At 68.6% G+C, this 23,398-nt stretch carries 20 protein-coding genes; 3 read left to right on the forward strand and 17 right to left on the reverse strand.

Going from position 1 to position 23,398, the window contains the following annotated elements; translation table 11 throughout:
• Window positions 1–16: 16 nt before the first annotated feature.
• The 12 genes from dnaB to AB4078_RS06750 form a co-directional block, all read right to left on the reverse strand.
• Window positions 17–2,521 (reverse strand): replicative DNA helicase, encoded by a 2,505-nt coding sequence (dnaB, locus tag AB4078_RS06695; protein WP_441976628.1) that lies wholly within the window; start codon window positions 2,519–2,521, stop codon window positions 17–19.
• Window positions 2,522–3,037: 516 nt separating this feature from the next.
• On the reverse strand, window positions 3,038–3,904 hold the full coding sequence (locus AB4078_RS06700) for a hypothetical protein (RefSeq protein ID WP_441976474.1): 867 nt from the start codon (window positions 3,902–3,904) through the stop codon (window positions 3,038–3,040).
• Between the two features lie 781 nt (window positions 3,905–4,685).
• Window positions 4,686–5,363, reverse strand: a complete 678-nt coding sequence (locus AB4078_RS06705; protein ID WP_441976475.1) for a response regulator — start codon at window positions 5,361–5,363, stop codon at window positions 4,686–4,688.
• A complete protein-coding gene (locus tag AB4078_RS06710; RefSeq protein WP_441976476.1) occupies window positions 5,363–6,955 on the reverse strand; it encodes an ATP-binding protein in 1,593 nt (530 codons plus the stop codon). Before AB4078_RS06710 ends, AB4078_RS06705 begins: the two co-directional genes overlap by 1 nt.
• A gap of 83 nt (window positions 6,956–7,038) precedes the next feature.
• Window positions 7,039–8,667 (reverse strand): tripartite tricarboxylate transporter permease, encoded by a 1,629-nt coding sequence (locus AB4078_RS06715; protein ID WP_441976477.1) that lies wholly within the window; start codon window positions 8,665–8,667, stop codon window positions 7,039–7,041.
• Entirely contained in the window at window positions 8,667–9,233 is a 567-nt protein-coding gene (locus AB4078_RS06720) for a tripartite tricarboxylate transporter TctB family protein (RefSeq protein ID WP_441976478.1), read from the reverse strand. The genes AB4078_RS06715 and AB4078_RS06720 overlap by 1 nt, the downstream gene beginning before the upstream one ends.
• 77 nt (window positions 9,234–9,310) lie before the next feature.
• Complete coding sequence (locus AB4078_RS06725) at window positions 9,311–10,327, reverse strand: Bug family tripartite tricarboxylate transporter substrate binding protein (RefSeq protein ID WP_441976479.1); 1,017 nt, start codon at window positions 10,325–10,327, stop codon at window positions 9,311–9,313.
• 241 nt (window positions 10,328–10,568) lie between these two features.
• Complete coding sequence (gene rplI / locus AB4078_RS06730; RefSeq protein ID WP_440732688.1) at window positions 10,569–11,021, reverse strand: 50S ribosomal protein L9; 453 nt, start codon at window positions 11,019–11,021, stop codon at window positions 10,569–10,571.
• An 11-nt stretch (window positions 11,022–11,032) separates the two neighbouring features.
• Entirely contained in the window at window positions 11,033–11,287 is a 255-nt protein-coding gene (gene rpsR, locus AB4078_RS06735; protein WP_071641238.1) for a 30S ribosomal protein S18, read from the reverse strand.
• Window positions 11,288–11,376: 89 nt separating this feature from the next.
• Window positions 11,377–11,898 carry a single-stranded DNA-binding protein gene (locus AB4078_RS06740; RefSeq protein WP_378806617.1) on the reverse strand — a complete coding sequence of 174 codons (522 nt, stop codon included), beginning with the start codon at window positions 11,896–11,898 and terminating at the stop codon, window positions 11,377–11,379.
• A gap of 5 nt (window positions 11,899–11,903) precedes the next feature.
• The gene (gene rpsF, locus AB4078_RS06745) at window positions 11,904–12,269 is read right to left on the reverse strand and encodes a 30S ribosomal protein S6 (RefSeq protein WP_440732690.1); all 366 of its coding nucleotides are present in this window, start codon (window positions 12,267–12,269) and stop codon (window positions 11,904–11,906) included.
• 189 nt (window positions 12,270–12,458) lie between these two features.
• On the reverse strand, window positions 12,459–13,256 hold the full coding sequence (locus AB4078_RS06750) for a hypothetical protein (RefSeq protein WP_441976480.1): 798 nt from the start codon (window positions 13,254–13,256) through the stop codon (window positions 12,459–12,461).
• A gap of 232 nt (window positions 13,257–13,488) precedes the next feature.
• Between AB4078_RS06750 and AB4078_RS06755 the strand changes: the two genes are divergently transcribed.
• From AB4078_RS06755 to AB4078_RS06765, 3 genes are all read left to right on the forward strand, one after another.
• Window positions 13,489–14,481 carry a hypothetical protein gene (locus tag AB4078_RS06755; RefSeq protein ID WP_441976481.1) on the forward strand — a complete coding sequence of 331 codons (993 nt, stop codon included), beginning with the start codon at window positions 13,489–13,491 and terminating at the stop codon, window positions 14,479–14,481.
• Between the two features lie 52 nt (window positions 14,482–14,533).
• A complete protein-coding gene (locus tag AB4078_RS06760; RefSeq protein WP_441976482.1) occupies window positions 14,534–15,769 on the forward strand; it encodes a hypothetical protein in 1,236 nt (411 codons plus the stop codon).
• Between the two features lie 65 nt (window positions 15,770–15,834).
• The gene (locus AB4078_RS06765; protein ID WP_441976483.1) at window positions 15,835–17,067 is read left to right on the forward strand and encodes a hypothetical protein; all 1,233 of its coding nucleotides are present in this window, start codon (window positions 15,835–15,837) and stop codon (window positions 17,065–17,067) included.
• 147 nt (window positions 17,068–17,214) lie between these two features.
• Here AB4078_RS06765 and AB4078_RS06770 read toward each other — a convergent pair whose 3' ends face one another.
• The 5 genes from AB4078_RS06770 to AB4078_RS06790 form a co-directional block, all read right to left on the reverse strand.
• A complete protein-coding gene (locus tag AB4078_RS06770; RefSeq protein WP_440732694.1) occupies window positions 17,215–18,942 on the reverse strand; it encodes a dipeptide ABC transporter ATP-binding protein in 1,728 nt (575 codons plus the stop codon).
• Window positions 18,939–19,952: an ABC transporter permease gene (locus tag AB4078_RS06775; RefSeq protein ID WP_441976484.1), complete on the reverse strand. Its 1,014-nt coding sequence runs from the start codon at window positions 19,950–19,952 to the stop codon at window positions 18,939–18,941. The genes AB4078_RS06770 and AB4078_RS06775 overlap by 4 nt, the downstream gene beginning before the upstream one ends.
• 1 nt (window position 19,953) lies before the next feature.
• Entirely contained in the window at window positions 19,954–21,030 is a 1,077-nt protein-coding gene (locus AB4078_RS06780; protein ID WP_441976485.1) for an ABC transporter permease, read from the reverse strand.
• Between the two features lie 174 nt (window positions 21,031–21,204).
• Window positions 21,205–22,839, reverse strand: coding sequence for an ABC transporter substrate-binding protein (locus AB4078_RS06785; RefSeq protein WP_441976486.1), 1,635 nt, complete (start codon window positions 22,837–22,839; stop codon window positions 21,205–21,207).
• Window positions 22,840–23,016: 177 nt separating this feature from the next.
• Window positions 23,017–23,397: a DUF779 domain-containing protein gene (locus AB4078_RS06790; RefSeq protein WP_441976487.1), complete on the reverse strand. Its 381-nt coding sequence runs from the start codon at window positions 23,395–23,397 to the stop codon at window positions 23,017–23,019.
• Between the last annotated feature and the right edge of the window lies 1 nt (window position 23,398).

Raw genomic sequence — 23,398 nt, forward strand, 5'->3', positions numbered from 1 at the left:
CAGCTCCGCCCTCAGGTCAGTGGAAGTCCCCGCCGCCCTGGAAGTCACTGGCCATGTCGGCGAAGCGCGAGAAGTGACCCTGGAAGGCGACCTGGATGGTGGCCGTCGGACCGTTACGGTGCTTGGCCACGATGAGGTCGGCCTCGCCGGGACGCACGTCCTTGTCGTAGACGGAGTCGCGGTGCAGCAGGATCACCATGTCGGCGTCCTGCTCGATCGAGCCCGACTCGCGCAGGTCGCTGATCGCGGGCTTCTTGTCCTGACGCTGCTCAGAGCCACGGTTCAGCTGTGAGAGCGCGATCACCGGCACCTGCAGCTCCTTCGCGAGCAGCTTCAGGGCACGGGAGAACTCCGACACCTCTTGCTGACGCGATTCGACCTTCTTGCCGCTGGTCATCAGCTGCAGGTAGTCGATGACGACCATCCTCAGGCCGACGCGCTGCTTGAGCCGGCGGCACTTCGCGCGGATCTCGACGAGCGTCATGTTCGGGCTGTCGTCGATGTACAGCGGTGCGTCGTTGATGCGTCCACGCGTCGACGCGACGGTCGTCCAGTCGCGCTGGTCGAGCGTGCCCTTGCGGAGGTTCTGCAGGGGCACGGCACCCTCGGCGCTGAGCAGGCGCATGGCGATCTCCGCCTTGCCCATCTCGAGCGAGAAGAAGATGGAGGGCTGGTTGTGCCCGATCGAGGCGGCACGGGCGAAGTCGAGCGCGAGCGTGGAGTTGTGCGTCGGGATCATCGACTCGCCGGCGAGGTAGAGATGGTCGTCGTTGTCGACCTGCACGCACCGCACGGGCACGCTCGGGATAGGGCGCACCGCCTTCACGTACCGGCGCCCGATCCGCAGGGTGCTCGATGGACGCTCCTGCGCGTGAGCGAGCCGCTTGCGCTCCAGGTGGAAGACGTCGTCGACCGTGGAGAAGTTCAGGATGTAGGCGACCGATGACGCCTCGGTACGGCCGCGTACGCGCCCCGTCGTCCGACCGCACTTGTACCCGAGGCTGACGATCAGCTCGTACACGCTGTCGGCCAGACGCTTGCTCGTCACCGAGAACTGGCAGGATCCGACGCCCTTGACGACCGTGCCGTCGGTGTCCATGAGACCGGCGAGCAGCTCGCGACGCTGCGCCTCGGATGCCCGCAGGTACCGCACGGGGATGTGCTTGTCACCCAGCACTCCGACCTTGCGCAGCAGCGCGGCGAAGCTGCCGTGATCGCGGTGGCACGCGTCGCAGCGCAGCGCCTCACCCGAGTACGCGTGACCGCAGTCCGGGCAGGACAGCCGCTCCGGGTGCGCGCCCTTGTTCTTCGGCCCGCAGGTGCGGCCGCACGTGTTCACGTTGGGGTGCCGCGCGACGAACTCGACACCGCAGACATCGCAGTTCTTGACGAGCAGCTGCCGCTCGGCGAGCTGGAGCGAATACAGCATGCCGCCGCGCGCCTGCGTCCGGACGCCGGTCGCCGCGATCAGCGCCGGGATCTCGTCTGTCTCGCTGGTCAGGCGGGCTGAGGCACCGTGTCCGTCGCCCAGCCAGGCGCCCAGCACGTACGGAGGGATCGGCAGCTCGGCATCGGCCGCGCGCAGCGGCGCCGCGTTGGGGATGGAGTGATTGGCGCGCCCCTCCACGCCCACGGTCAGCGTCTCGAGGATCTGCTCGGTCGTGACGGTCACCGTGCCGCCGATGCCCCGACGTGAGGCTCGGGTCTCAGTGACCCACTGGTGCTGCGCGTCGGCGACGATCGTGGTGCCATCGGAGAACTCGACCTCATAGCAGGGGCGGTCGAGCATCACGTCGGTGACGGCGACGACGCTCGTCGGGTGCCCGTCCGCGCCGTAGAGGTAGTCGCCGACCTGCACCTCGCCCATCGTCGTCCACCCGGTGGGGGTGGCCAGCGGGGTGTCGAGGGCGAGCGCCTTGCCCATGGCGGGACGCGCGGCGACGACGATCATCTGACCGCCGTGCAGGCCGTTGGTGAGCTCGTCGAGCTCGCGGAACCCGGTCGGCACGCCGGTCATGGATCCGTCCCGGCCGCTCGCGGCCTCCATCTCCTCGACGGCGGCATCGACGGCGACGGTGAGCGGGACGTAGTCTTCGGCGGCCTCGGTGCCGGTGACCGCGTAGATCTCGGCCTGGGCGCTGTTGACGAGGTCGGTGGCGTCACCCTGTCCGTCGTAGCCCATCTGCACGATGCGGGTGCCTGCATCGACGAGCTTGCGCAGGAGCGCACGCTCCGACACGATCCCCGCGTAGAAGCCGGCGTTCGCGGCGGTGGGCACGATCGACGTCAGCGAATGCAGATAGTCGGCCCCGCCCGCGCGCGACAGGTTGCCGGTCTTGATCAGCTCGTCGGTGACGGCGATGACGTCGGTCGGCTCGCCGTGCGAGTACAGCGAGAGGATCGCGTCGAAGATCAGCTCGTGCTTGGGGATGTAGAAATCGGCCCCGCGCAGAGACTCGATGACGTCGGCGACCGCGTCCTTCGACAGCAGCATGCCGCCGAGGGTGCTCTGCTCGGCCATGAGGTCGTGCGGCGGGGTCCGCTCAGGCCCACGTCCCGAACCGAGCCGCTCCTCCGCGATGTCCGCGATCGACACGCGCGCCCCCTCTTCCTCCACCGATTGCCGAGCACATCACCGTCGGATCCGCGCCTCGGGCGGGATGAACATCCCGCAGCACAAAGCACACCACCAGGGTCCGACATCGGGATGCTCGACAACGCTACCTGCAGCGCTCGGGAGCCTGTGGATAACTATGTGGAGAGATTGCGGGTAACTCCGGAGTGTCTGTGCAGAGTGCCTGGGGACAACTGTGGGGAACGTTCGCCTCCGGAACTTTTTTGCCCAGCCTGATCAGGCGTTTCCCTCTTCCCCACCCTGTGGATGAGAATCTGTTTAAAGTCCCTCTTTAAGGTTCGCCGTCGCGTGGTGGGATGTGCACAACCTGGGGACGCCCCCCACGTGGGCCGCCTTTTGTCAAGTCGGCCATTCGGCGGGTGTGGCGCTGCTCATCCGCGCACTCCAAGACGGCGCGTGCGCTCAAACAGCCGGATCCTTCGCCGCGTCGCACCACTGCTCCAGACGTCGCTGTGCGAACGTGCTGCTGAGCTCGCTCCGGTCCGCCGGATGCTCGAGCCAGAACCGCAGCGCGCAATAGATCACCCACGGCGGCGTCGGATACTCGTCGACTCCGATGCGCCACGGGTCCTCGCCCTCGCGCTCGATCAGGACGCTCCGGGATCCCTCCGTGTCGGAGTCCTCCCGTGCCACGGCGGTGATCGCGCGGATGTCCTCCCAGCGAACGGACTCGATGTTGTCGACGTAGTACCGGGAGATGCCGCTGCGACCGATCGAGAGCCCGATCGGGATACGGGCGAACGACGCGCTGCGGAACGCGATGATCAGCGCGATCGCCCCGCACAGCACGAGGATGGCCGCGCACAGCCCCAGCGGAACGACGAGCAGCAGCCATCCGCCTGCATCGACGGCGATCGCACGTACGCCCGCCATCACCAGAAGCACGGCGGATCCGACTCCGCCCAGCAGCAGCGCCCAGCCGAGAGTCCATGACGCGAGCCCCTCGCGGAAGAAGTGCACCCAGGAGTCCGGAGGCGCCGAATCCGCCCGCGTGAGGGTGACCGCGTTCATCAGCACGGGGCCCTTGATCCGCCTTCGGCCGCCTTCCCGGGAGACCGAGACGCCGGCCATGAGCGCACCATAGAACACGCTGGCCAGGACGGTACCCAGCACGTCTCCGCCGAGAGCTCGCAGGGCGCCGAATATCAGTAGTCCCGCGGCGACCACAGTCATGATCGCGATCGCGGTCGCCGGCAGGGGACCCATCCCTCTGTCCTGCCAGTTGCGGGGCAGCGGATACGGCAGCACCCCGCCGGCATCCGTGCTCATGCTCCCCCCACGCCTCGACAGTAGCGCGCCTCTTCCGCGTCGGGAACAAGAATGCGCCCCCTGGACGTGCGCCGCCGGCGAGCCTACAGTCAGCACCAAGCGAACGTCGTCCTCGCGACGTCACTCGGTCACTCGGGATCCTGGGAGGTGACCGTGGACGTGACCGTTTGGAGCGGTCACCGACTCCGTGTCGGTCTGCTCTCGGGCGCCTGTCTCCCCCTGGGCTGGGCGGCGCTCTCCGTGATCTTCGGCTCCTCGCCGGCGCACGCGGATGACTCCGGTGGACTGCTCGGCGACGCCGTCGGCCTGCTCGTCGGCACCTCCTCCGAGATCGCGTCCACCGTCGGCGACACGCCGACCACCGCCAACGGCGCCGTGGATGCGATCATCGCGCCGGTGCAGAGCATCGTCCACGAGGCCGCGCCAGCCGTCTCCGACGCCGTGGGTGCGGCGTCGACCATCGCCTCGGATGCCGCATCGCCCGTCCTCGATGCCGTCGCATCGGCACCCCCCGTCCCTGATCCGGTTGCGAATGCCGTCACGGGTCTCGGCGGCACGGTTTCGGGCGCCGGCCCCGACGTGCTCGCGCCGGTCTCCTCGGTGCTCGCGTCGTCGCCGCTGTCGTCGCTCACCGATCACCGGGTCCCACCCCGTCGACGGTTGCCCGCGCCCCAGCCCGTGCAACCTTTGAGGCAAACCATACCGGTCTTCCGGTATTCGGGCAATGGATCTGGTGCAGAGCGCAGAGCCTCATCGGCCGATCCGGACAGCCTCCGCCGTTTCAGCCGCGGGAGGCGCGATAGCGGTTCTCCGGGCGCCCCACCGTGCCGTAGCGGGGCGCGACCTCCGCCCGCCCGATCGTGGCGAGATGATCGAGGTAGCGGCGAGCGCTCACCCGCGACATCCCCAGAGCGTCTGCGATCTCCGCCGACGACATGTCGCCCGCGGCCCCGTCGAGAAGCGCCGCGACCCGCTGCAGACTCGAGGCCGAGAGGTTCCTGGGCGCGGCCACGGCGTCATCGGAGCCGCCGCCCAGCATGAGATCGACCGCCCGCTGGTCCAGATCCGCATCCCCCGCCGCCATGGTGAGGGCGCGCTGCACCTCGTTCAGACGGCGATGCAGATCGGCCCTCGTGAACGGCTTGACCAGATAGTGCCGGACGCCCAGCGTCCGCGCACGACGCACCGTCTCGAGGTCGCGCGCCGCGGTCACGGCGATCACCTCGACGTCGGTCCGCATCGTCCGCAGCCGTCGCAGGAGCTCCAGGCCGTTCAGGTCGGGAAGGTAGACGTCGAGCAGCAGCAGATCCGGGCGGTGGTGCTCGATCTCCCTGAGGCCCGCCGATGCGGTGTGCGCCACGGCGACCACCTCGAAACCGGGGTGATCGCCGACCAGCTTGGCGTTGAGGCCTGCGAGCAGCCGATCGTCCTCGACGATCACGACCCGTGCGGAGCTCATCACGGAGCCTTGACCTCGAACGACCACGGCACATCCACCACGAATCGGGCGCCGCCCGATTCGGATGCCTCCGCGATCGCGGTGCCGCCCAGTCGCTGCGCCACCCGCTTGACGATCGTCAGGCCGATGCCCCGCCGCTCCTTGCGCGGAACAGACCCCTTGTCCGAGACATCGATCTCGAAGACGGCTTCGCGCAGGTGCGCCGGAACACCGGGACCGTCGTCGTCGACGCTCACGGTGATCCGATCCGGCAGGACGTCGTCGTTGATGCGCAGCACCACCTGCCCTCCCCGGGATCCGAGGGCTTCGATCGCGTTGTCGAGCAGGTTCCCGATGATCGTCAGCAGGTCGTCGTCCTGCTCGACCTCGCGCAGGTGCGAGTCGGGATCCACGACCAGGTCGATCCCCAGTTCCTGGGCGCGCGCGGACTTGGCCAGCACGAGCGCCGAGACCTCGATGTCGTCGATGCCGTGCAGCAGTTGTCCCGTCGGAAGGGATCCGCCGCCGCCGACGCGGTGGATGAAGGACAGCGCCGCATCGGTCTGATCGGTCTCGAGCAGGCCGCTGAGCACCTGCAGGGTGTTGGAGAAGTCGTGGGACTGCGCCCTCAGGTCATCGGCCAGGCTGCGTGCACCGCGCAGATCGCGCAGGGTCTCCTCCAGTTCTGTCCGGTCGCGCAGCATCGCGATGTGACCGACATCGCGATCCTTCACCCGCGCCGCAGCCCCGTGCACCACGAGCACGCGCTCGCCGGACAGCACCGGGGTCTCCCCGGTCTCCCCGGAGAGCAGGAACTGCGCCAGCTCTTCGTCGAGCACGTCCGCAACGTCCTTGCCGAGGATCTCGTCCGACTCCACGCCGAGAAGTCGGGCGGCCGCGTCGTTGACGACGACGAGACGTCCGTCTGCATCCACCGCGATGAACCCCTCCTGGATGCCGTGCAGCATGGCCTCCCGGGTGTCCAGCATCGTGCGGATCTCCTCCGACTCGAGGCCGTAGATGCGCCGGCGCAGCAGTGCGCCGATCCAGACCGAGCCGATCACGCCGATCACGGCGGCCGCGATGGGCGCGATGATGAGACCCGGGAGATCGTCGACGAACTGCGCCTGCAGATCCGTCTCGAAGATCCCGACCGAGACGATCCCGATCACCCGGTCGTCCGGTCCGTGGATCGGCACCTTCACCCGCCAGGATTCACCCAGCGTGCCGGTCTGGGTCTCGATCTGCACCTTTCCGGAGAGGGCGACCGAGGGGTCCGTGGAGACCTTCTCGCCGATGCGCTCGGGATTCGGATGCGAATAGCGGATGCCGTGGTCGTCGGTCACGACGACGTAGCTGAGGCCGGAGGACTTGCGCACGGCTTCCGAGATCGGCTGGATCTGGCCCTCGGGATCCTGCGCCAGCAAGGCCTCGACCACGGTCGGCAGACCGGCGACGGACTGCGCGATGGCGACCATGCGATCCCGGTAGGCGTCCCTGTTCGCCTGGGCGGCGAGGAAGGCCGCGACCGCACCCGTCCCCGCGACGATGACCAGCACGATCGCGATCTGCAGCACCAGCAACTGCGTGCTCAACGACATCGGACGACGCACGGCAACAGTCTCCCACGCGCCAGGGAGGCGCCCACCGGAGGAGAGACCCTCCGGGCGGGCGCCGCGCGTGCGCTCCGCGACAATCACTGCCGGTCGCTCTGCGTGCGTGCCGCCTCCCGGTCCGGTGTCCGGCCGTCGACCGGCGTGCGTTCCGGCGCCTCGATCGTCGGGACGGCTTCGATCGTCGGGACGAGGGAGGTCGGCAGAGCGCCCACCTCGACCAGGACGTCCCGCTTCGAAGGGCGGCGGCGCAGCGCGAAGGTGAGGATGAACACCAGGGCGAGCGTGCCGTAGATCGCCCACGTGAAGGGCGTCGAGATCAGCGTCGCAGGGTCACCGCCGGCGATGTCGAGCGCCCGGCGGAACTGCACCTCGGCGATCGGTCCGAGGATCGCTCCCACGATGAGCGGTGAGACCGGGTAGCCGAAGCGGCGCATGACGTAGCCGAGCACGCCCAGCACGAGCAGCAGGCCCACATCGAAGGTCGAACCCCCCGCCGCATAGGCGCCCAGCACGGCGAACGTCGCGATACCGGCGAACATGTACGGCTTCGGGATCTTCAGCAGCTTCACCCACAGCCCCACGAGGGGAAGGTTCAGCAGCAGCAGGATCGCGTTGGCGACCACGAGGCTCGCGATGAGGCTCCACACCAGGGGGCCGTTGGTCTCCAGCAGCTGGGGCCCGGTCTGGATCCCGTACTGCTGGAACGCGACGAGGATGACCGCGGCGGTCGCAGAGGTCGGGATGCCGAGTGTGAGCAGCGGCACCATGGTGCCGGCCGCGTTGGCGTTGTTCGCCGCTTCCGGCCCCGCCACGCCCTCGATCGCGCCGTGGCCGAACTCCTCGGGCCTCTTGGACAGCCTGCGCTCCAGCGTGTACGACAGGAAGGTCGGGATCTCGGATCCGCCGGCGGGGATGACGCCGAGCGGGAAGCCGATCGCCGTGCCGCGCAGCCATGGCTTCCACGACCGCCGCCAGTCCTCCCGGTTCATCCAGCGGCCGGCGAACGGCATGACCTTGAACAGCAGGGTCGACTGATGGGCGACGACGTAGAACAGCTCGCCGATCGCGAACAGCGCGACGATCAGCACCACGGTGTCGATCCCGTCGAGGAGCGGCAGGAGGCCGAAGGTCAGGCGCTGCTGTCCGCTCTGGAAGTCGATGCCGACGAGCGAGATCGCGAGCCCCACCGCCATCGAGATGAGTCCCCGCAGCGGCGAGCTGCCGACCAGCGCGCTCACGGTGAGGAATGCCACCACCATGAGGGCGAGATAGTCCTGCGGGCCGAGCTGCACCGCGATGTCGACGATCCATGGCGCGAAGAACGCGACCAGCATCGTCGCGATCGTGCCCGCGACGAACGATCCGATCGCGGCGGTCGCAAGAGCCGTGGCGCCCCTTCCCATGCGCGCCATCCTGTTGCCGTCGATCGCGGTGATGACCGACCCCGATTCTCCCGGAGTCTTCAGCAGGATCGCGGTGGTCGAACCGCCGTACATCGCGCCGTAGTAGATGCCGGCGAACATGATGAACGCGGCCGACGGATCGACGGAGTAGGTGAGCGGAAGCAGCAGGGCGATCGTGAGCGCGGGCCCGATTCCCGGCAGCACGCCCACGAGCGTGCCGACGATCGTGCCGATGAGCGCGAAGATCAGGTTCTGCGGCTGGAACGCCAGCTCGAACCCGTGCATGAGTCCTTCGAGGCCGGGCATCAGATGATCCCTTCCAGCCCGCCCGCGGGCAGGTCGATCGAGAGCAGCCTCGTGAAGGCGAAGAAGATCACGCAGGCGGTCGCCAGCGCGATCACGGCAGCGATCAGATAACGCCGGGACCCCATCGCAAGCGAGATCAGGAAGAACATGACCGTAGTGGCGGGGATGAAGCCGAACGGCTCCACCGTGAACAGGAAGAACAGCAGGCCGGCCGCCGCGATGCCCAGCGCCACCCAGTGCGTGCGGGTGACGTCGACGTCGCCTTCGGCCTGTTCGGGCTCACCGCGCTTTCCGCGCGCGAGTTGCACGGCCAGCAGCGCCGCGAGCAGGAGCAGTGCGCTGCCCACGACGATGGGCATGAAGCCGGCGCCGATCCCGGACGCGGACGTGGACTGGCGCTGGCCGAGCCCGTCGAAGAGGACGACGCCGCCCAGCACGAACACGGCCGCGGCGACGACCCACTCGCCGAGTCCCCTGGTGGATGGCGGCCGGGTCCCGTGTCCGAGTTCCTCCGGATGCGGGTCTTCGGGCGTGGCGGTTTCCTGAGGCGAAGAGACGTCGCTCATCGGATGCTCCTTGGTGCGGCTTGACACAACGGGCGCGACCGCTCGCGGAGGAGGATGCCACTCCGCGAGCGCTCATGCTACTTCGCGAGACCCAGGTCCTTGAGGACGCTCTGCACCCGCGTGTTCTCCGACTTCAGCCACCCGGCGAACTCGTCTCCGGCGATGTAGTTGTCGATCCAGTCGTTCTTCTGCAGCTCGGCCTTCCACGCGTCGCCGGCGTGCATCTTCTCGATGGCGGCGAGGTACTGCGCGCGCAGCTTCGCATCGATGCCGCCCGGCGCCATGATCGAGCGCCAGTTGGCGAACTCCAGCTCGGGATCGATCTCCCCCGCGGCTTGGGCGAAGGTCAGGTCGCCGTCGTTCTTGAGCGAGGAGACGAGCAGGCCGGTCAGCTCGCCGCTCTCGATCTGCGCCGCGAACTCACCGGTGCCCGCGATGCCCGCCTGCACCTTGCCGCCGAGCAGCGCCGTGGTGGCCTCGCCGCCGCCCGAGTACGGCACGTAGTTGACGTCCGACGGCTTCACGCCGTAGTGCTGCGCGAGCAGGCCGATGAAGAGATGGTCCGCGGATCCGGCGGATCCTCCCGCGATCGCGACGGACTTCGGATCCTTCTTGATGGCCGCGAAGAGATCGTCGATGCTCGCGAAGGACGAGCCCTTGGGCACGACGATCGCCTCGTGCTCGCCGACGAGACGCGCGATCGGGGTCAAGTCGTCGAGGGACACCGAGGTGCCGTTCGTGACGACGCCGCTCATCATCGCCAGCCCCGACATGATCAGCAGGTCCTTCTGGCCCTTCTTCGGCGCGACCTGCGCGAGGGCGACGGTGCCCGAGGCGCCGGGTACGTTGTTGACCGTCACGGTCTTGGCCAGCTTGTCGGCCTGCAGCGAGCCCTGGGTCGCGCGGGCGGTCTGATCCCACCCGCTTCCCGGCGCGGCCGGGGCGATCAGCTCGAGCCGGGTGAGCGGCTTGAATGGAGTGGTGCCGGAATCGGCGGAGGCGCCCTGGTCGCTCTTCGGGGAGCTGCACGCCGTCAGGGCGAGGAGCAGAGCCGTCCCCACCGCCGCGGCACGGGCGAATGTCGAGATCTTCACGGACGATGCCTTTCACATGTCACCGGCGCCATCGCCGGTGTGCGGAGCCGGCGACCCTGCCGGACCCGTCGAATGTACTGAGGCATCCGGGTCGAACCCGGTTCTGGTCATTAAGAAAAGCGCGGTGATCTCGCGGTGCTCCCACCCTCCACCTGTGACTGCTCCAGGACACGCGAAAGGGGCCGCCTCCCGAAGGAGACGGCCCCTGACAGGCAGTCGGCGCTTTGCAGCGCCCGCCGGATTACTTGGCGGCGACGACCTGCAGCGTGATCACGGCGGTCACGTCGTCGTGCAGACGAACCGTGGCCTCGTGCTCGCCGACCGACTTGATCGGCGAGGTGATGTGCACCTTGCGCTTGTCGATCGCACCGATACCGGCAGCCTCGACGGCGGCGGCGACATCGGCGGTCTTGACTGAACCGAACAGACGGCCCTCGGCGCCGGCCTTGACGGCCAGGCGCACCTTGGCGGCCTCGATGGCGTTCTTCAGCGCCACCGCGTCGTCGAGGTCATGGATCGCACGCGCCTTGCGGGCGGCCTGGATCTGCTCGACCTGCTTCTCGCCACCGCGCGACCACGCGACAGCGAAACCCTGCGGCACGAGGTAGTTGCGGGCGTACCCGTTCTTGACCTCGACCACGTCACCGGCGCTACCGAGCCCGGCGACCTCATTCGTGAGAATCAGCTTTGCCATGTCGGTACCCCTTAGCGGCCAGCGCCGGCGTAGGGCAGGAGCGCCATCTCGCGCGCGTTCTTGATCGCCTTGGCGATCAGGCGCTGCTCCTGCACCGAGACACCGGTGATACGACGGGCGCGGATCTTTCCACGCTCCGAGATGAACTTGCGGAGGGTCGCGACGTCCTTGTAGTCGATGACACCCACGCGGATGGACTTCGCGGGAGCGGTGGGCTTGCCACCCTTCCGCGGCTTGCGGCGGTCGCCGCTCGACTTTCCAGCCATGAGTCTTCCTTACGAGAAATGGTTTTCGGATCCGTCAGGATCCGCAATCTTGTTTGTGCTCCGGCCCCTGTGCGGGACCGACGACGGCCTCAGAAAGGCGTGTCGTCGCCGAAGCTGCCGGGAGTGCTCCACGCGTCAGCGCTCGAGGAACCGGGGGTCGACCACGGCTCGTTCGAGGACTGCTGCTGCGGACGTCCACCGCCGCTGTTGCCACCGGAGAAGCCACCGCCGTTGCCGCCGCCGTTGGAGGCGGCACGGGTGACCTGCGCGGTCGCGTAGCGGAGCGAGGGGCCGATCTCGTCGACCTCCAGCTCGATCGCGGTGCGGTTCTGGCCTTCTTTGTCCTGGTAGGAGCGCTGACGCAGGCGTCCGGATGCGATGACCCGCATGCCCTTCGTCAGGGATCCCGCCACGTGCTCGGCGAACTCGCGCCACACGGACGCACGGAGGAACAGCGCGTCGCCGTCCTTCCATTCGTTCGCCTGGCGGTCGAAGGTGCGCGGCGTCGAAGCGATGGTGAAGTTCGCCACCGGCAGCCCGTTCTGCGTGTAGCGCAGCTCGGGGTCGGCAGTGAGGTTTCCCACCACGGTGATGACGGTCTCGCCGGCCATGATCCTTAGACCTTCGCGGCCTTGGGCTTGCGGGCGGCCTTCTCCTCGGCACGCTTGGCCTCGGCTGCGACCATCGCCTGCGCCTCTTCGGCACGCAGAACCTTGGTGCGGAACACGAGCTCCGACAGGTTCAGCTGGCGGTCCAGCTCGTTGGTGGCATCGCTGCTCGCGGTGAAGTTCACGACGGCGTAGATGCCCTCGGTCTTCTTGTTGATCTCGTAGGCGAAACGGCGCTTGCCCCAGATGTCGACCTTGTCAATCGAGCCACCATCGTTGGTGATGACCTTCAGGAACTTGTCGAGGTTGGGGGCAACCTGGCGCTCGTCCAGCTCGGGGGTCAGAATGACCATGAGCTCGTACTGGTGCGTCACTTACCCACCTCCTTCGGACTAGAACGGCTTCCGGGACTTTCCCGGAAGCAGGAGGGTGTTGTGCACGTGTCAGGGCACAGATGTACCCAGACAACCTGAACAGCTTAGCGGATCCGGCAGGGTGCCGCGAACCGGTCCGGCTGTGCGGTCGATGGGCGAGGCGGGGAAGACCCCSCCTCGCCCCGGCCGTCAGGCGCAGGAACTGAGTGCGGGCGACGTCACGAAGAGGTCGGCGTTCTGGCGCGATCCTCCGGTGACGTACGGGAGCGTGAAGGTGTAGGTGAACAGGACAGTGCCGTCCGAGCTGGGCGTGAAGGTCGTCGCGGGCGTCTGCGCGCTGCCGAAGTGGGTGTAGCCGACGAGGCCGTTGGGAACGACCGCGATCGCCGGGTTTCCGTAGTACCCCTGCACGACTCCTGGCATGTTCGCGCCGGCGCCGGCCACCGAGATGTCCAAGTACTGCGGTCCGAGGTAGTCCGCCGAGGCATAGACCGGCATCGTGAACGAGTACGCGATGCCCGCCTTCACATCGACGGCGTAGTTCGCGGTGATGACGGAGGGCGTCTGGTCTGCGCCGTCACGGTTGTCGTTATCGTCGAGCGACAGGAACCCGACGCTGTTCTGCGGGTCGCCGCCGCCCGACCACCAGCTGGCCGGCGTCGGAGCGACCGCGGAGTCGGTCTGAGACCAGAGCCCCGTCTGCGGGTCCTGGACCGGCGCCTTGGGCGGAGTCCAACCGGTTCCGAACAGTCCATCTGATGTCGGCGATGTGCCGACCCGACCGTCGGACACCAGGTTCCCGCCGACGACGGTGAACGACCCCACCGGCAGCGCCGCGCAGGGAGCAGGCGCGGTCGAGGCCACGGCCACCGGGGCGGCGACGGCCATGGCGATGACCGGTACCGACCACGCGGCGGTCTTCACCACGGTGCGACGGCTGAGGCCGCGATGGACGCTGTCCGTTTCGGGCACGACGAATTCGGGCATGCAGGTTTCCTTCCCCATTGGATGCCGCACGGCCCCCAGCGGGCGCGCGACGACCGGCTCACGGGTCGGGTGCCCGTGATATTCCGGCATCGAGCAAAATAGCGGATCCGCCCGTCACGTTCCGCATCCCTTGCGGAAACATACTGTGACCGGTCCCATGTCAAAGTCCGCGTTGTTCTTCATCTCCAAAACCCACATCGGTGGATGCGCGCCGCGACGATAGCCTGGCGGCATGCGATGGGAGAACGACGTCGAGGTCGGCAACTGGATCCGGGATCGTCTGGATCCCGGCTTCACGACGATGCACGGCGTCGTGCCGCACGGGTTCGAGGCGTACGCCAGGATCTTCCATCCGGCGTCGGTGCGGAGCCTCCTCGGTGGCGGCGTCGTGCCGACGAGCGACGAGCTGCGCGCGATGTCGGACGACGAGTTCGACCGCACCGTCGCGTCGTTGCGGGACGAGGTCGTCACCTGGGCGGACACGGCCGCAGCCTTCGGCACGGTGCTGCACCCGCTCGCACAGTGGAACCGGATCGTGCGCACGCCGGAGGGCGAGGACTGGCGCGGCCGGCGCTCCCCCGACGGGCGGCAATTCAGCGCGCCGATCGAGGGCGATCTGCCGCCCGCGATCCTGGCTCATGTCGCCGAGCACCTGGTCGCGCACACCACGACGCCGGACGACGGGATCGCGGGCGTCTGGGCGGGCTGGGGCGGCCTGCTCGGTGGCTACGGTCCCGCCGGGCGCGTGTTTCTGACGGCCACCGGCGACGCCGCCGAAGCGCACGCGGCGCTGCTGGCCGAGAGCATCCACGACCCGTTCAACAACCCGTACCAGAAGGCGGTGTGGCACGACGGGATCCTGCCCCGCGAGATCTCCGAGAGCGCGCACCTCGAGCTCCCGCAGCGCGAGCACGTGCTGTTCGCCGCGCCGCCGCGCGCGTTCGCGGATCCGGACTGGGTGGCGTTCGTCCCCTGGCGCGACCCTTCGACAGGCTCAGGGACCGGGCTCGACGAACGCGGCGTCGCACCGATGGCGCAGCACCCGAGCCTGATCTGGCCGGCGGACCGCGCCTGGATCCTGGTCAGCGAGATCGACTTCGACTCCACGGTCGTCGCCGGATCCGCCGCTCTCGTCGCCGCGCTGTGCGCGGACGAGCGGATCGAGGCCCTGCCTCTCGCCGAGGGCGCGGACCTGCAGTGGGACGCCGACGAGCTGAACCGTTGAACGCCCGCCGCGGTCCGGCCAGGATGCGAGCCATCGGGGTTAGCGTGGACGCGTGACCGTGCCGACGAACCGACCAGCGGGCTCGTATCCTTTCGATGCCACCCCGCTCACCGCGCCGATCGACCGCGCCGCGCTGGCCGCGTTCGCCCGTTCGGCGCCCGCCGGAGGCTCCGGAGCGAGCGCGCCCCAGATCATCGGCATGGTCTTCGGCGGCATCGCCATCGTCTTCATCCTCGGCGTCGCGGGCAGCATCTTCGGTGCGATGCTGAGCACCTCCTTGGGAGTCGGCGTCAGCGTCATCGTCACCCCCCTCTTGCTCCTGGTCGTCGCGGCGGTCATCACGGTGGGCGTCGTGTTCTGGGTGCGCGGCCGGAGGATTCGGGCCTATCGCCTCGCCGCATTCGCGGCGGCAAACGGCATGAGCTACCTCCCTGAGCTCGCCGATCCGCAGCTTCCCGGCATGATCTTCGGCCTGGGCCATGCGCGGGCGTCCCGTGACCTGGTGCGAGGCACGACACCCCGCTTCGTCGAGTTCGCGAACTATCAGTACACGACCGGATCCGGCAAGGAAGCCGAGACCCACCATTGGGGCTACGTCGCCATCCGACTCGACGTGCCGCTGCCGAACATCGTGCTCGATTCGCTCGCGAACAACGGTTTCCTCGGCTCGAACCTGCCCGCGTCCTACGGCAGGCATCAGCGTCTGTCCCTCGAGGGCGACTTCGATCAGTACTTCGCGCTGTACTGCCCCGAGGGCTATGAGCGCGACGCGCTGTATCTGTTCACACCTGACGTCATGGCGCGCCTCATCGACAACGCCGCCTCCTTCGACATCGAGATCGTCGACGACTGGCTGTTCCTGTACGCCCAGAAGACAGAGGTGACGACCCTGGATCCCGCGGCCTGGGCGCAGCTGTTCGGCACCGTGGGGGCCGTCATCACCAAGCTGCAGCAGTGGGCGCGCTGGCGCGACGACCGGTTGCGCGCGGCGGGAGCCGTCGGCGCCGGCTCCACGGCCGCCCCGTCCGCGTCCCCGGTGCCGGCCACGGCCCCTGGCGTGCCGGTCGCCCCGCTCGGATTCCTCGCCGGCGCCGCTGCCCCGAGCGCCGACGCCACCGGCTTCGCCGCACCCACGCCGGCGGATCCGGGCCAGCCCTGGTCGCCGCCCCCGGGCGTCGCTTCCGGCGGGCGCCGGCTCAAGCGCGCGTTCCCCTGGGTGTCGGTGCTCATGTTCGGCATCATCGCCGTGGCGTGGTTCGTGTTCCGGGTGCTCCTGTTCGGGCACTGATCCGGGCACCGGCCCCTCGGCGAGGACCCCGCGGATCCCGCGGCGGTTCGGGCTAGCGTGGGGGCGTGAGCACCCCACTGCCCCCGGGATACTTCGATCCCCGGCCACTGACCGACCCGGTCGATTCCGGCGCCGTCGCCGCGTTCGCGCGGCAGCAGCGCGCGCAGCACCCCACGTCGGGCGGCACGATCGTCGGAATCGTGATCGCCGCGGTCGTGATGGCGCTCCTCGTCGTTCCGATCATGTTCGTGATCGCGATGGGCATCGGCCTCACGATCGGCTCCGCGGTGGGCCACGGCGCGGGTGGGAGCGCGGGCGCTGCGATCGGCGGGTTCGGCATGCTCGTCCTGATCGGGGGGATGGGCACCGGCGCCTGGCTCCTCATCGCCAGGGCCCACCGCGATCGACGGGTCGCTCAGTACCGCATCGCCTGCTTCGCCGCGGCGAACGGCATGTCGTGCATCGGGACGATCGCGGATCCGCCCCTTCCCGGCATGATCTTCGGGCACGGCTCGGGGCGTGCGACGACCGACGCGGTGCGCGGCACGCAGCCGAGGTTCGTCGAGTTCGGCAACTACCGGTACACCACCGGCTCGGGCAAGGACGCCCACACGCACCAGTGGGGATACATCGCGGTCAAGCTCGACGTGCCCCTCCCGCACATCGTGCTGGACGCGCTCGGCAACAACGCGCTCGGCAGCAACCTGCCCGCCTCGTTCGACAAGCATCAGCGGCTCTCGCTCGAGGGCGACTTCGACCGCTACTTCACGCTGTACTGCCCGGCCGGCTACGAGACCGATGCGCTGTACCTGTTCACGCCCGACGTGATGGTTCGGTTCATGGACAGCGCGGCCCTGCTCGACGTGGAGATCGTCGACGACTGGCTGTTCCTGTACACGCAGCGCCCCGTGTCGACCCTGGATCCGAACAGCTGGGGCTGGCTGTTCGGTGCCGTCGCCGCCGTGCTCGGCAAGCTCGACCAGTGGGAGCGCTGGCGCGACGACCGGCTGCGGCTGGGCGCTCCCGCGGACGCGACCGCTCCTGCCCTGGCGAGCTCCGCCGACGCCGTCGGCGTGGTTTCGCCGTCCCCGGGGCCGACCGCCGGGCACGCGCTGCCCTTCGCGGCGCCCGTGGACCTGCTCACCCCGCCGCCGCCCGGCGTGGCGCCATCAGGCCAGCGTCTGCGCCGGCGAGGACCGTGGGTGACGCTCGCGATCGTGTTCGGCGTGGTGCTGGGCGTGCCGGTGATCTTCATGGGCGCGCTCGGCGTCATCGCCCTTCTCGTGGTGGGCCGCTGAACGGGACCCACTCCCTTCTCCGGTCGTTGAGCGAGCACGGCCGAAGGCTGAGCGAGACGAAACGCGGTGCCCTTTCGAGATGACCCCGTTTCGACTCGCTCCGGCTGCGCCGGTGCTCGCTCAACGACCCCGTGAGGGGTCTGGCCCTCAGGCGCCGCGGCGCACCGCCTGCCAGAGAGCGCGGCGCTCGGCCTGCTCCACCGGATCCGGCACGGGAAGGGCCGCGAGCAGCTCCCTCGTGTAGGAGTTCGACGGATCGTTCAGCACCTGCGCGGTCGTGCCCTGCTCCTGGATCCGTCCCTGCCGCAGCACGATGATGCGGTCGGAGACGGCGTCGATCACGGCGAGGTCGTGACTGATGAACAGCGACGCGAAGCCGAGCTCGGCCTGCAGCTGTACGAACAGGTCGAGCACCTTCGCCTGCACCGAGACGTCCAGGGCGCTGGTGGGCTCGTCCGCGATGAGCAGCTTCGGGTCCAGGGCCAGAGCGCGAGCGAGCGAGGCACGCTGACGCTGGCCACCGCTGAGCTCATGCGGGAAGCGGTCGCCGAAGCTGGTCGGCAGCCGCACCGCATCGAGCAACTCGTCCACGCGCGCACGCGCGGCGGCGACGCTCGACGCCCTGCCGTGCACGACGAGCGGCTCCGCGATGCACTCGGCGATCGACAGCAGCGGATTGAAGCTGGTTGCCGGATCCTGGAACACGAACCCGATTTCGGGGCGGAGCGGGGCCAGTTGACGCTGCTTGACGCCGTTCATCTCCTGGCCGAGCACGCGCAGCGACCCGCCGACGACCGTGGTGAGGCCGACGACGGCGCGGCCGATCGTGGTCTTGCCTGATCCGGACTCGCCGACCAGGCCGACGACCTCGCCGGGGCCGACGTGGAAGTCGACGCCCTTGACCGCCACGACGCCGCCGCGGCCGAACCGTCCGGGATAGCCGATCTCACACGCCCGCGCGACGATCAGGCTGCCTTCCGGGGCCTCGTCCGCGACGCCGGAGGCCGGGCTGGTCACCGCCGCCGCCTCCAGCATCGACTTGCCCTGGCCGACGTGCGGCACCGCGGCGAGCAGTTCGCGCGTGTACTCCTGCTGCGGGTTGGCGAAGAGCTCCCGCACCGGGGCCTGCTCCACGATGTCGCCGCGCAGCATCACCACCACACGGTCGGCGAGGTCGGCGACGACGCCCATGTTGTGGGTGATGAGCACGATCGTCGCACCGAATTCGTCGCGGCAGGCGCGGAGCAGCTCGAGGATCTCGGCCTGCACCGTGACGTCGAGGGCGGTGGTGGGCTCGTCGGCGATGATGAGCCCGGCGTTCAGCACGAGGGCCATCGCGATCACGATGCGCTGCTTCTGCCCGCCGGAGAACTGGTGCGGGAACTCGTCCACGCGCTGATCCGGATCCGGGATGCCCACCTTGCGGAGGATCTCGATCGCCTTCGCCCGCGCCTCCTTCTTGGAGAGCCGGCCGTCGTGATGCGCGCGCAGTCCCTCGGCGATCTGCCAGCCCACGGTGTAGACGGGGTTCAGCGCCGTGGACGGCTCCTGGAAGACCATCGCGGCGTCGCGCCCGCGCATGGCGCGCAGCTTCGCCGCCGAGGCGTGCACGACGTCGGTCTCGCCGCCGCGCCCGCGCACGATGACGGCGCCCGACATCGTCGCGGTCTCTGGCAGCAGGCCGAGCAGCGCGTTGGCGGTGACGGTCTTGCCGGATCCGGATTCGCCGACGATGGCGAGCACCTCACCGGCGTGCGCCTGGATGTCGATGCCCTTGACCGCGTCGACGGGCTCGGCGTCAGTCGCGAAGCGCACCTTGAGACCGCGGAGTTCTGCCACATCGGGCAGGCCGGTGTTCATGGTCGTGCCGGTCATGCCGCACCTCCCGCGCGACGGCGGGTGCGCAGTCGCGGATCGCTCAGGTCGTTGAGGCTCTCGCCGACGAGGGTGATGCCGAGCACCACCAGCACGATCGCGAGGCCGGGGAAGATGGACGTCCACCAGATGCCGCTGGTGACGTCCGCGATGGCGCGGTTGAGGTCGTAGCCCCACTCCGCGGCCGAGGTCGCCTCGATGCCGAAGCCGAGGAAGCCGAGCCCGGCGAGGGTCAGCAGCGCCTCGGAGGCGTTCAGCGTGATCACGACCGGCAGCGAGCGCGTGGAGTTGCGCAGCACGTGGCGTGTCAGGATCCGCCCGGTCGGCACGCCGATGACTCTCGCCGACTCGACGAACGGCTCGGCCCGTACGCGCACCACCTCGGCGCGGATCACGCGGAAGTACTGCGGCACGAACACCACGGTGATCGACAGGGCCGTGGCCATGATGCCCGACCACAGGTTCGACTGCCCGTGGCTGATCACGATCGACATCACGATGGCGAGCAGCAGCGACGGGAACGCGTAGATCGCATCGGCGATCACGACGAGCGTGCGATCGAGCCAGCCGCCGAAGTAGCCCGACACCAGGCCCAGCGCGATGCCGATGAAGATCGAGCAGGCGATCGCGGCGAGGATCACCAGCAGTGCGGTCTGGGATCCCCAGATCACCCGGGAGAAGACATCGAAGCCGCTGACGGTGGTGCCGAGAAGGTTGGTGGCGCTCGGCGGCTGCTGCGTGCCGAACTTCACCCCGTTCACGGACTGCTGCGCCCATGAGTACGGGGCGATGAGGGGCGCCAGGATCGCGACCAGCACGAAGATGCCGGTGATGACGAGACCGGTCACCAGCATGCCGCGTTGCAGGCCCACGCTCTGGCGCAGCTGCGAGACCACGGGGATCCGCTCGCGCCAGCGGCGCTTGCGCGGCGCCTGTGTGGCGAGCACCTCTGTCTTCGGGGTCGGGAGGTCGCGGTCGATCACGGGGTCGGGGGTGTTGTCGACGTTCATCTCAGTACCTCACCCGCGGGTCGATCATGGCGGCGACGATGTCGACGACGAAGTTGGTGACGGCGACGATCACCGCGATCATGACGACGATGCCCTGCACGGCCACGAAGTCGCGCGCCTTGAGGTACTCGCTCAGCATGAAGCCGATGCCCTTCCACTCGAACGTCGTCTCGGTGAGGATGGCGCCGGCGAGGAGCAGTGCGATCTGCAGGCCCATCACGGTGATGATCGGGATCAGTGCCGGCCGGAACGCGTGCTTGGTGACCAGACGGTACTCGCTCACGCCGCGGGAGCGACCGGAGGTGACGTACTGCTGGCCGAGCGTTCCGATCACGTTGGTGCGGATGAGCCGCAGGAAGATGCCGGCGGTGAGCAGGCCGAGGGCGAGGGCCGGCAGGATCGCATGCCACAGCACGTCGAGGATCGCGGGACCGTTGCCCAGCCGGATGGCGTCGAGCAGGTAGATCCCGGTCGGCGTGCTCACGCCGCTCATCAGCAGCTCGGTCTGCGTGCTCGCGCGCCCGGAGACCGGCATCCAGCCCAGCCAGACCGAGAAGACGAGCTTCAGCAGCAGGCCGACGAAGAAGATCGGCGTGGCGTAGGCGAGGATCGCCATGATGCGCAGAGATGCGTCCTGCCACTTGTCGCGGCGGTGCGCCGCGACGAGGCCGAGCGGGATCGACACCGCGAACGCGACGATGAGCGCGTAGATCGCGAGCTCGAGCGTGGCGGATCCGTAGGTCAGCAGCACCGTGGTGACCTTCTGGCCGTCGGTGATCGTCGTGCCGAAGTCCCCGCGCAGGATGTTGCCGAGGTACTCGAAGTACTGGATCAGGACCGGCCGGTCGTAGCCGGCCTGGTGCACACGCGCGGCGAGCTGGTCGGGAGGCAGGCGACCGCCGAGGGCCGCGGTGATCGGATCGCCGGTGACCCGCATCAGGAAGAAGACCAGGGTGACCAGGATGAGGACGGTGGGGATGATCAGCACGAGGCGGATCAGGATGTAGCGCCACAGTCCTCCTCCGGAGGACTTGGGACGCGTCGCCACGGGATCTGCGGCGAGGACATCAACGGCCATGGGGAACCTTCGTGAGGGTGGAGCGGATCCGGTCGCTTCACTGCGAACCGGAGTCGGGCGGATCAGGACCCCGTGACGGGGAGTCGAGCCTGTCGAGGTTAGGGACCGGATCTGCGCCCTGGAACGAGGACGGGGCACCGTCGCGAGTGCGGCGATGCCCCGTCTGAGGGTGCGCTACTTCGTCAGCGGTGCGTAGCGGAACTTGAACGACGCGTCGAGCGTGGTGCCGTTCACGTCCTTGCCGACGACGGCGACCTGCTTGCCCTGCAGCAGCGGCAGGGTGGACAGGTCCTTCGCGACCATGTCCTGCACCTGCGCCAGGTCGGCCATGCGCTTGTCCTTGTCGGTCTCGGTCTGCGACTTCACGATGAGGTCGTTGACCGCGGTGTTGTCGTAGTGGTTCTTCAGGAAGTTGTCCGTCGTGAAGAACGGCGACAGGTAGTTGTCGGCGTCGGAGTAGTCCGGGAACCAGCCGAGCTGGTAGGCCGGGTACACATCGGCCGTGCGGTCCTTGGAGTACTGCGTCCACTCGGTGCTCTGCAGGTTGACGGTGAACAGACCGCCCTGCTCGAGCTGCGCCTTGATCGCGGCGTACTCGTCACCCGAGGACGGGCCGTAGTGGTCGCCGTTGTACTGCAGGTTCAGCGTGACCGGACCGGTGATGCCCGCGTCGGCGAGGACCTTCTTCGCCTTGTCCAGCGAGGGGCCGCCGTTGCCGTCGCCGTACATCGACTTCAGCGGCTGGGTCGCGCCGGCCATGCCGTCGGCGACGAACGAGTACAGCGGGCTGTACGTGTCCTTGTAGACGTCCTTCGCGATCGCCTCGCGGTCGACGAGGTCGGCCGCCGCCTGGCGCACGGCCTGAGCCTTGGCCGGGTCGGCCTCGGGGGTCGTCGCACCGAACGGCTGCGTGTTGAAGTTGAAGACGACGTAGCGGATCTCGCCGCCGGGGCCCTCGACCAGCTTGACCTTCTTGTTCTTGCCCAGGTCCGCGGTGTCGGTGGCCGACAGACTGCGGAACGCCACGTCGACGTCGCCGTTGCCGATCGCGAGCTTCAGGTTCGACGCGTCGGCGAAGTACTTGACGTTGACCTGGCTGTTGGCGGCCTTGCCGAGCTCGCCCTGATAGCCGGCGTACGGCTTGTAGGAGATGAGCTGGTTCTTCTTGTAGTCGGTGATCTCGTACTGACCGGCGAAGGCCTTGCCCTTGACGATGGTGTCGTCGTCGGTGACCTTGTCGGCCGAGAAGACCTTCTCGTCGACGATGGGCGCGGCCGGGCTGGAGAGGATGAGCGGCCAGATCTGATCGTTGCCGTTCTTCAGCGTGAAGACGACCGTGGTCGCGTCCGGCGCCGCGGTACTGGCCAGGTTGCCGAGGAGCACAGCCGGCCCGTTGGGATCGTTGATCTTGACCATGCGGTCGAAGGAGAACTTCACGGACGCCGAGGTCAGCGGGTCGCCGTTGGCGAACTTCAGACCCTTCTTGAGCTTCACCGTGTACTCGGTCGGCGAGGTGAACTCCGCAGACTCGGCGATGTCGGGGGTGACCTCCGCGGTGCCGTATTTGCTGTTCATCAGGAACGGGTAGACCTGGTTCATCACCGCGAACGACCCGTTGTCGTACGAGCCGGCCGGATCGAGGTACGTGATCTTGTCGGTCGTGCCGACGGTGATCGTGCTGCCGGAGGATCCCCCGGTCGAACCCCCGCCGCCCGTGCTGCTCGTCGCACAGCCCGCGAGAACGAGGGCCGTGGCGCCGAGCGCGCCGATGGCGAGGCCGAGACGGCCTCGAGTGCTGTGGAATGACATATACACCTCTGTATCGGTTCCGAGACCGCGCTTCAGCGCGGCCGCAACATCCATGGCCGTCAGGGTTCACGGCGCACGGGACACCCGATTGTAGGCATGGGTCGGCGATTCGCGGGAGTTCCGACGCCGAGACGTAACCTGGTCAGGAGATCTTCCTGGCCGGGGTGATGCGCCGGATCAGGCCAAGGCGAAGTGCTCCAGCTCAGCCTGATCGAGCATCCGCGAGCGGGTCAGGAACCGTTTGCCGGTCGGCGCCTCGACGCTGAATCCGGATCCGCGTCCGTCCACGACGTCGATCGTGAGGTGCATGTACTTCCAGTACTCGAACTGCGACGCGGACATGTAGACCGGCACGGAATCGTCGAGGCCGACGTCGAGATCACCGAGCAGCACGTCGCCGGATCCGATCAGGAACATCCCCACCGGATAGCACATGGGCGCGGAGCCGTCGCAGCAGCCGCCGGACTGGTGGAACATCAGCGGACCGTGCTGCGCCGTCAGTTCGCGCAGCAGCGTCGCCGCCTCCGCCGAGACGGCGACGCGATGGAACTCGGGCATC

This window comes from Microbacterium sp. 2MCAF23 (assembly GCF_052115565.1).
Lineage (GTDB): Bacteria > Actinomycetota > Actinomycetes > Actinomycetales > Microbacteriaceae > Microbacterium.

What these genes read in the sequence shown, in the direction of transcription:
- dnaB (WP_441976628.1), bottom strand. Translation starts at nt 2,521, where the DNA reads ATGGCCGAGCAGAGCACCCTCGGCGGCATGCTGCTGTCGAAGGACGCG.
- AB4078_RS06700 (WP_441976474.1), bottom strand. Translation starts at nt 3,904, where the DNA reads ATGAGCACGGATGCCGGCGGGGTGCTGCCGTATCCGCTGCCCCGCAAC.
- AB4078_RS06705 (WP_441976475.1), bottom strand. Translation starts at nt 5,363, where the DNA reads ATGAGCTCCGCACGGGTCGTGATCGTCGAGGACGATCGGCTGCTCGCA.
- AB4078_RS06715 (WP_441976477.1), bottom strand. Translation starts at nt 8,667, where the DNA reads ATGCCCGGCCTCGAAGGACTCATGCACGGGTTCGAGCTGGCGTTCCAG.
- AB4078_RS06720 (WP_441976478.1), bottom strand. Translation starts at nt 9,233, where the DNA reads ATGAGCGACGTCTCTTCGCCTCAGGAAACCGCCACGCCCGAAGACCCG.
- rplI (WP_440732688.1), bottom strand. Translation starts at nt 11,021, where the DNA reads ATGGCAAAGCTGATTCTCACGAATGAGGTCGCCGGGCTCGGTAGCGCC.
- rpsR (WP_071641238.1), bottom strand. Translation starts at nt 11,287, where the DNA reads ATGGCTGGAAAGTCGAGCGGCGACCGCCGCAAGCCGCGGAAGGGTGGC.
- AB4078_RS06740 (WP_378806617.1), bottom strand. Translation starts at nt 11,898, where the DNA reads ATGGCCGGCGAGACCGTCATCACCGTGGTGGGAAACCTCACTGCCGAC.
- AB4078_RS06750 (WP_441976480.1), bottom strand. Translation starts at nt 13,256, where the DNA reads ATGCCCGAATTCGTCGTGCCCGAAACGGACAGCGTCCATCGCGGCCTC.
- AB4078_RS06755 (WP_441976481.1), top strand. Translation starts at nt 13,489, where the DNA reads ATGCGATGGGAGAACGACGTCGAGGTCGGCAACTGGATCCGGGATCGT.
- AB4078_RS06770 (WP_440732694.1), bottom strand. Translation starts at nt 18,942, where the DNA reads ATGACCGGCACGACCATGAACACCGGCCTGCCCGATGTGGCAGAACTC.
- AB4078_RS06775 (WP_441976484.1), bottom strand. Translation starts at nt 19,952, where the DNA reads ATGAACGTCGACAACACCCCCGACCCCGTGATCGACCGCGACCTCCCG.
- AB4078_RS06780 (WP_441976485.1), bottom strand. Translation starts at nt 21,030, where the DNA reads ATGGCCGTTGATGTCCTCGCCGCAGATCCCGTGGCGACGCGTCCCAAG.
- AB4078_RS06785 (WP_441976486.1), bottom strand. Translation starts at nt 22,839, where the DNA reads ATGTCATTCCACAGCACTCGAGGCCGTCTCGGCCTCGCCATCGGCGCG.
- AB4078_RS06790 (WP_441976487.1), bottom strand. Translation starts at nt 23,397, where the DNA reads ATGCCCGAGTTCCATCGCGTCGCCGTCTCGGCGGAGGCGGCGACGCTG.